The sequence below is a fragment of the Stenotrophomonas sp. STEN022 genome, from assembly GCF_056760155.1.
In genome coordinates this window covers 1-7864 of the sequence record NZ_JBRREG010000149.1, presented here as the reverse complement: position 1 = coordinate 7864, position 7864 = coordinate 1, and the positions used below count along the sequence as shown (strand labels likewise).

9 protein-coding genes are annotated in these 7864 nt (G+C 64.1%); all 9 read left to right on the top strand.

Annotated elements, in window-relative coordinates; genetic code table 11:
* The first annotated feature begins 235 nt into the window (after positions 1 to 235).
* The 9 genes from pstS (at position 236) to ACVOMF_RS19965 (ending at position 7730) form a co-directional block, all read left to right on the top strand.
* A complete protein-coding gene (pstS, locus tag ACVOMF_RS20005) occupies positions 236 to 1324 on the top strand; it encodes a phosphate ABC transporter substrate-binding protein PstS (protein ID WP_481510823.1) in 1089 nt (362 codons plus the stop codon).
* 146 nt (positions 1325 to 1470) lie between these two features.
* Positions 1471 to 2442 (top strand): phosphate ABC transporter permease subunit PstC, encoded by a 972-nt coding sequence (gene pstC, locus ACVOMF_RS20000; RefSeq protein ID WP_282272922.1) that lies wholly within the window; start codon positions 1471 to 1473, stop codon positions 2440 to 2442.
* Complete coding sequence (gene pstA, locus ACVOMF_RS19995) at positions 2442 to 3305, top strand: phosphate ABC transporter permease PstA (protein WP_303746900.1); 864 nt, start codon at positions 2442 to 2444, stop codon at positions 3303 to 3305. The genes pstC and pstA overlap by 1 nt, the downstream gene beginning before the upstream one ends.
* Positions 3306 to 3336: 31 nt before the next feature.
* The gene (pstB, locus tag ACVOMF_RS19990) at positions 3337 to 4167 is read left to right on the top strand and encodes a phosphate ABC transporter ATP-binding protein PstB (RefSeq protein WP_282272926.1); all 831 of its coding nucleotides are present in this window, start codon (positions 3337 to 3339) and stop codon (positions 4165 to 4167) included.
* Between the two features lie 154 nt (positions 4168 to 4321).
* Positions 4322 to 5029 (top strand): phosphate signaling complex protein PhoU, encoded by a 708-nt coding sequence (gene phoU, locus ACVOMF_RS19985; protein ID WP_282272928.1) that lies wholly within the window; start codon positions 4322 to 4324, stop codon positions 5027 to 5029.
* A 205-nt stretch (positions 5030 to 5234) separates the two neighbouring features.
* Positions 5235 to 5624, top strand: a complete 390-nt coding sequence (locus ACVOMF_RS19980) for an RcnB family protein (RefSeq protein ID WP_481510822.1) — start codon at positions 5235 to 5237, stop codon at positions 5622 to 5624.
* Between the two features lie 139 nt (positions 5625 to 5763).
* Positions 5764 to 6129: an HvfA family oxazolone/thioamide-modified RiPP metallophore gene (locus tag ACVOMF_RS19975; RefSeq protein ID WP_481510821.1), complete on the top strand. Its 366-nt coding sequence runs from the start codon at positions 5764 to 5766 to the stop codon at positions 6127 to 6129.
* A gap of 22 nt (positions 6130 to 6151) precedes the next feature.
* The gene (locus tag ACVOMF_RS19970) at positions 6152 to 6970 is read left to right on the top strand and encodes an HvfB family MNIO-type RiPP peptide maturase (RefSeq protein WP_481510820.1); all 819 of its coding nucleotides are present in this window, start codon (positions 6152 to 6154) and stop codon (positions 6968 to 6970) included.
* Positions 6963 to 7730, top strand: coding sequence for an HvfC family RiPP maturation protein (locus ACVOMF_RS19965; RefSeq protein ID WP_481510819.1), 768 nt, complete (start codon positions 6963 to 6965; stop codon positions 7728 to 7730). The genes ACVOMF_RS19970 and ACVOMF_RS19965 overlap by 8 nt, the downstream gene beginning before the upstream one ends.
* Positions 7731 to 7864 lie beyond the last annotated feature (134 nt).

Genomic DNA, 7864 nt, shown 5'->3' with positions numbered 1-7864 from the left:
GGCTCCACCGGTAAAGCCCCTGCCGAGCGTGGCTCGGCACTACAGGGCATCGCCGAACAGCCCCGCCTCCGGGCGACATTCCTGCCTTTCAGCGCGCCATCCGCCTGGCCGATGGCCATTGATTCTGTGAGCTTTTTCAGATTTTTTTCACGATGTAATCAGGCTGTAACAAAAACATCATTTCATAGCCGCATCCGCCGGCGCTGCCGGCATTTCTCCCGCTATGGAGTGACGCATGAAGCTGCACACGACCGGTCTTGCCGCCCTTTCGTTGGCCATCGCCCTGGGCCTGTCGGCCTGTGGTGACAAGGGAAACCAGGCCGCTTCCGGCCCAGACGCCGCAGGTGCCTCCGCACCGGCCGCTGGTGACAAGGTTGCCGTCGAGATCTCCGGCGCCGGCGCATCGTTCATCTTCCCGCTGGTGTCCAAGTGGTCGGCCGACTACAACGCGGCTACCGGCGCCAAGATCAACTACCAGTCGATCGGCTCGGGTGGCGGTATTGCCCAGATCAAGGCCGGCACGGTCGACTTCGGCTCCTCCGACAAGCCCCTTTCCACCGAAGAACTTGCGCAGGCTGGCCTTGGCCAGTTCCCGTCGGCAATCGGCGGCGTGGTGCCGGTGGTCAACCTGGAAGGCCTGCAGCCGGGCCAGCTGCGCCTGAGCGGCCCCCTGCTGGCTGACATCTTCCTGGGCAAGATCAAGACCTGGAACGACAAGGCTATCGCCGAAGCCAACCCTGGCGTGACCCTGCCGGACACCAAGATCACCCTGGTGCACCGCTCCGACGGTTCGGGCACCACCTTCAACTTCTCCAACTATCTGTCCAAGGTCAGCGGCGAGTGGAAGGACAAGGTCGGCGAAGGCACCTCGGTGCAGTGGCCGGACGGCGTCGGTGGCAAGGGCAATGAAGGCGTTGCCTCCTACGTGCAGCAGATCAAGGGTTCGGTCGGTTACGTCGAGCTGGCTTACGCGCTGCAGAACAACATGCCGTATGCCTCGATGCAGAACGCTGCCGGTACCTGGGTGCAGCCCACCGCCGAGACCTTCGCCGCCGCTGCTGCCAGCGCCGACTGGGCCAACGCCAAGGACTTCAACCTGGTGATCACCAATGCGCCAGGCGCCAATGCATGGCCGATCACTGCCACCAACTTCATGCTGATGCACAAGCAGCCTAAGGATGCGAAGCGCAGCGCCGATACCCGCGCGTTCTTCAAGTGGGCCTTCGAGAACGGCAAGACCCAGGCCAACGAACTGCACTACGTGCCGTTGCCGGCCGAGCTGGTCACCCAGATCGAAGCGTACTGGGCTGCCGAGTTCAAGTGACGCAATGAGGCGGGCGCGCCGCAGGTGCGCCTGTCTCTGTCATACCGTCATCCCCGCGCAGGCGGGGATCACGACTTCGAAGAATTGAATTCCCCGACCTCGGGGACAGAAACACCACCGCATCCACCTGGGCCCCTGCCGCTGCCATGAATGCCATTGCACCGTCCCTAGCTTCCTCGCCCACATCGCGCGACCTGCGTGACGCACGCAACGAGCGTCTGTTCCGCTGGTTCCTGGTCGCCACCGTCATCTTCGTCCTGGTCGCCCTGGCCAGCGCCGCACTGTCCATGCTCTGGGGCGGCCGCCACGCGCTGCAGGAGCAGGGCCTGAGCTTCTTCTACTCCTCCGAGTGGAATCCAGTCGAGAACAAGTTTGGCGCGCTGGCACCGATCTACGGCACCATCGTCACCGCGCTGATCGCGATGTTGATCGCCGTGCCGGTGAGCTTCGGCATCGCCTTCTTCCTTACCGAAGTCGCGCCGCGCTGGCTGCGTGGCCCGGTTGGCACCGCCATCGAACTGCTGGCAGGCATCCCTTCCATCATCTACGGCATGTGGGGCCTGTTCGTGCTGGTGCCGGTGATGACCGAATACGTCACCCCGTTCCTCAACGATCACATCGGCCCACTGCCGGTGATCGGTGCCTTGTTCCGCGGCCCGCCGCTGGGCATCGGCATGCTCACCGCCGGCTTCGTGCTGGCGATCATGGTCATTCCCTTCATCTCCTCGGTGATGCGCGAGGTCTTCCTCACCGTTCCGACCCGCTTGAAGGAATCGGCCTACGCGCTGGGTTCGACCAAGTGGGAAGTAAGCTGGGACATCGTGCTGCCTTACACCCGCTCCGCGGTGATCGGCGGCGTCTTCCTCGGCCTGGGCCGTGCGCTCGGTGAAACCATGGCCGTGGCCTTCGTGATCGGCAACAGTGTGCGCCTGACCCCCTCGCTGCTGGAGCCAGGCACCACCATCGCCGCACTGATCGCCAACGACTTCGGCGAAGCCACCGAGACCTACCGTTCGGCGCTGCTGCTGCTCGGCTTCGTCTTGTTCATCGTCACCTTCGTGGTGCTGGCACTGGCCCGCCTGATGCTGATGCGCTTGTCCCGCAAGGAGGGCAACTGATGTCCGCTTCCGCTGATTCGCTGTACCTGCGTCGTCGCGTCGTCAATGTCGTGGCCCTGTTCATGGGTTGTGCCACCGCCTTGTTCGGCCTGTTCTTCCTCGGCTGGATCCTGTGGACGCTGCTGTCCAAGGGCCTGCCGGGCATCAATCTGGATCTCTTCACCAAGATGACGCCGCCGCCGATGCAGGAAGGCGGTCTGCTCAATGCCTTCTTCGGCAGTGCGGTGATGTGTGCGATGGCGATCGGCATCGGCACACCGCTGGGCGTCGCCGCCGGCACCTGGCTGGCCGAGTACGGCAATGCCCGCAAGGCGGGCACCGTGGTCCGCTTCGTCAATGACATCCTGCTGTCGGCACCGTCGATCGTGCTCGGCCTGTTCGTCTACACGCTTTACGTGATGCAGACCGGCGGCCAGTTCTCGGCATTTGCAGGCGCGCTGTCGCTGGCCTTCATCGTGTTGCCGGTGGTGATCCGTACCACCGACGAAATGCTGCGCCTGGTACCGGTGCAGATGCGCGAAGCCGCGTTGGCACTCGGTGTGCCGCAGTGGAAGGTGATCATGCAGGTGCTGTACCGCAGCGCCATGGCCGGCATCGTCACCGGCATCCTGCTGGCGCTGGCCCGCATCTCCGGCGAAACCGCGCCGCTGCTGTTCACCGCCTTCGGCAACCAGTACTGGAACAGCAACGTCATGCAGCCGATGGCCTCGGTGCCGGTGGTGATGAACCAGTTTGCAGGCAGCCCGTATGAATCCTGGCAGGTGTTGGCTTGGGCAGGCGCCCTGGTGCTGACCGTGTTCGTCCTGCTGGTCAGCCTCTCCGCGCGCGGCCTGCTGCTGCGTAACCGCATCTCGAACGATTGAACTTAAACGATTGATTGCCATGGACCTTCCCATGAACGACCTCAGCAACGCCGTACCGATGCAGCGCATCAACGTGCCCGCCGCCAACCAGTCGCTGCACACGCCGGCGCCGGTCAAGCTCGCTGCACGCGGCCTGGACTTCTACTACGACAAGTTCCATGCGCTGAAGAGCATCAACCTGGAGATTCCGGAAAAGCGTGTCACCGCGCTGATCGGCCCCTCCGGTTGCGGCAAGTCCACCCTGCTGCGCATCTTCAATCGCATCTACGCGCTGTACCCCAAGCTGGAAGCGCGCGGCGAAGTGTTGCTGGACGGTGAGAACATCCTTTCGCCCAAGTACCCGATGAACCGCCTGCGTTCCAAGGTGGGCATGGTGTTCCAGAAGCCGGTGCCGTTCCCGATGACCATCTTCGAAAACGTCGCCTACGGCATCCGCCACCACGAGAAGCTGTCCAAGGCCGACATGGCCGTGCGCGTCGAGCAGGCACTGCGCCAGGGCGCGCTGTGGGACGAAGTGAAGGACAAGCTCAACCAGAGCGCGCTGGGCCTGTCCGGTGGCCAGCAGCAGCGTCTGTGCATCGCCCGCGCCGTGGCCCTGCGCCCGGACGTGCTGCTGCTCGACGAGCCGACCTCGGCACTGGACCCGATCTCCACCAGCCGCATCGAGCAGCTGGTCGAAGAGCTGAAGAACGATTACACCATCGCCATCGTCACCCACAACATGCAGCAGGCCGCGCGCGTGTCCGACTACACCGCCTTCATGTACCTGGGCGACCTGATCGAACACGACCGCACCGAAACCATCTTCTCCAATCCCTCCAAGCAGCAGACCGAGGACTACATCACCGGTCGCTTTGGCTGAGGCTGGCGCAGGCGGACCGTAAATCGGTCCGCCGCCCGCTGGACGCCTGGCCAAGGATGGCCGGCCGCACTCCGAAGCCAGATGTGCGCCATGGATGGCAACGCAGCTCCCGAACGAATGCAGTCCCACCCGAACCGTCTCCAGCGAGCATTCCATGAATCTTCCCAACGACCACATCGTCAAGAGCTATGACGAAGAACAGCAGCGACTGGTAACCGAGATCGTGCGCATGGGCGAAATGTCCGTTGCCCAGCTCGAAGCCGCGCTGGACGTGATCGAACGCCGCGACGAGAAGGCCGCGCAGCGCATCGTCGCCAATGACGAGGCCATCGACCAGCTTGAGCAGCAGATCAGCCACGACGTGATGCGCCTGGCGCTGCGTGGGCCGATGGCCCGCGACCTGCGCGAGATCCTCGCCGGCCTGCGTATCCCCGCCGACATTGAACGCATCGGCGACTATGCCGCCAACGTCGCCAAGCGCTCCATCGCGCTGGCCGCGGTGCCGCCGCTGCCGCAGATCCAGGGCGTACGCGCACTCGGCCGGCTCGCCGCGCAGCAGGTACGCCGCGCGATGGAAGCCTACCGCGACAACGATGCCGAGGCGGCGCTGAGCCTGCGCGCCGACGACGCGCGTCTGGACGCCCAGTACACCGCGCTGTTCCGCGAGTTGCTGACCTACATGATGGAAGACCCGCGCAACATCACCCCGTGCACGCACCTGCTGTTCATGGCCAAGAACCTGGAACGCATCGGCGACCACGCCACCAACATCGCCGAGAATGTGTGGTTCCTGGTGCACGGTGATGCGCCACTGCCGCCGCGCGAGAAGCGCGACGAAACCAGCACCGTCGATCACGCCTGATCGATGGTTGTCCGGCTGCGGCCTGCTTGTGCAGCGGCCGCACCAGCAACCCGTCCGCATCGGCCCGCTGCACCTCGTCGCGGCGGGCCGATACAGACTGGTACAAAGCGACACCCACCAGCCTGTGTTTTTAATCGGGCATTCACGCATTTTTTCCGAGCATGGACTCGTCCGCAGCACTCCCGCCGCGCACTGAGGAATTGCCATGAAGCGTATCGCCACCCTCCTGGGTCTTTCCCTGTTCGCCTCCGGCGCCGCCTTTGCTGGCCCTGTGCAGGATCGCGACCGCGACAACATCCGCCACGACAAGTCGGCCCACAGCGCTGGCCCGCACGCCCAAGGCCATCGCAACAACGTGCCTGCGCCGGCCGCGCACAACGGTGCCAGCCATGCACCCAACAACAGCGCGCACCATGTCCCACGCAAGGGCGAGCGCCTGCCACAGAACCATCGCGGAAACCGTATTGCCGATTACAGCAAGCATGGCCTGCGTCGGCCCGGGCGCGGCAACGAATGGCGCAAGGTCGATGACCGCTATGTGCTGATGGCAGTCGCCACCGGGCTCATCATCGATATCATCAGCGCCCAGCGCTGATCACCGACACCAGCTGAATCAACACGGACCCAATGCAGGCCCGTTGTCGTTCCAACGATGGCAAGGTCGCGCCGTTGAGCCGGGCTGCTTGTTAAGCTCCAGCCTCCCCCCGGCCCAACCTCTACCGGAGACACAATCAATGGCCATCGACATCCGCAAGTCCACCACCCTCGCCTTGGGCGCTGCCCTGCTCGGCGGCATGGCGGTCCCTGCCTTTGCCATGACCGATCTCGCCCAAGGCTACGCACTTGGCGCCAGCGCCCAGACCCCGCCAACCGCCGAAGCACAGGCTGCTACCGCCACTGCGCAAAGCACCGATGCCGCCGCCAAGCAGAAGGCCGAGGGCAAGTGCGGCGAGGGTAAATGTGGCGAAGGCAAGTGCGGTGCCGACAAGGACAAGCCCAAGACCGACGCCGCCAAGGCGGACGGCGAAGCAGCCGCCGGTGCCGACAAAGCCAAGGCCGAAGGCAAGTGCGGTGAGGGCAAGTGTGGCGGTAAGCACTAAGCCCGGCGTATCGGACCAGCGCATGCCTGCCCAGGCCAGCGCTGGCCTGGGTCTGCGGCGCTCGCTGCTCGACGCCCTGCAGGCAGCACCGGCTGGCGCATTCGACTTTCTCGAATGCGCCCCGGACAACTGGATCGGCGTTGGCGGCAGCTTGGGCGAAGCACTGTCCGCGCTGTCGCAGCGCCACCCGCTCAGCTGCCATGGCTTGTCGTTGTCACTCGGCGGCCCCGCGCCCTTGGACCTGGAATTTCTCGCACGTACGCGGAATTTCCTCGACCAGCACCACGTCGCGCTGTACAGCGAGCACCTGAGCTGGTGCACCGATGACGGCCATCTCTACGAACTGCTGCCGCTGCCGTTCACTGCTGAAGCCGTGCAACATGTAGCCGCGCGCATCCGCCAGACCCAGGACATCCTCGGTCGTCGCATCGCCGTGGAAAACGCCTCCTACTACGCTGTACCTGCAGCCGGCATGGACGAGGCTGACTTCATCAACGCCGTACTCGACGAAGCCGATTGTGACCTGTTGCTGGACGTCAACAATGTCTACGTCAACGCCATCAACCACGGCTATGACGCCCGCGCCTTTCTTGCACGACTGCCCTCCCGACGCATAGCCAGTTACCACGTTGCCGGCCATCACGACGAAGCCGAAGACCTGAAGATCGACACCCACGGCATGCCGGTGAAGGGCGATGTCTGGGCGCTGCTGGCCGATACCTACGCCATGCATGGCGTGCGTCCCACCCTGCTGGAACGCGACTTCAACTTCCCGCCACTGCCCGAGCTGCTGGAGGAACTGACGCGTATCCGTCAATTGCAGCAGGCCGCCCATGGCTGAGTCACTGCGCGAACTGCAGCTGCGCTTCGCCGCGCACCTGCGCGACCCATTGCAGCAGCCTGCTCCGGCAGGTATCGACGACACGCGCATGCAGGTGTATCGCGAGCTGTATTTCAACAATATCCAGAGTCTTCTGGCCGCCAATTTTCCGGTAATCGCGCGCACCTTGGGTAAATCGCGCTGGCAGCAACTGGTGCGCGATTTCTGTCGCGAGCATCGAGCGCACACGCCGTTGTTCCCGGAGATCGGCCAGGAGCTCATTGCCTATCTGGACAGTCGGCCGGCCGATCCGCAAGCGCCTTGGTTGCTGGAACTGGCGCACTACGAATGGATCGAGTTGGCGCTGAAGATCAGCGACGAGTCGCTGCCTGCGCATGATCCTGATGGTGACCTGCTGGCTGCCAGCCCGGTCTGTTCCCCCTACTGCCGGGCACTGGCCTACCAGTGGCCGGTGCATCGGATTGGTCTGGAACATCAGCCCAGTGAGCCGCCGTTACAGCCGACGTTGTTGCTGGCCCGACGCGAGGCTCATGGAAACATCGTGTTCTCCGAACTTTCGCCGATGCTGTACCGGTTGTTGGAAAGGCTGGAGCAGTTACCCGATCTCAGTGGGCTTGAGCAGCTGCGGGAGTTGGCGACCGAGGCGGGTACAGAAGCGGATGAGGATTTCATCAGCAATGGCGCGGGAATGCTGCAGCAGCTGCGGGGCAAGGGCTGCTTGTTGGGCGCTTCTACCCTCTCCCTTGCGCCGCAGGCGTAGGAGAGGGTTGGGGAGGGCTTGGCTTTCAGGCATTGCCGGGAATGCCCCTGTAGAGCCGAGCCATGCTCGGCAAGGGGCATTCCCGTGTAGTGCCGAGCCATGCTCGGCAGGGGCTTAACCGGTAATGCCTCAGC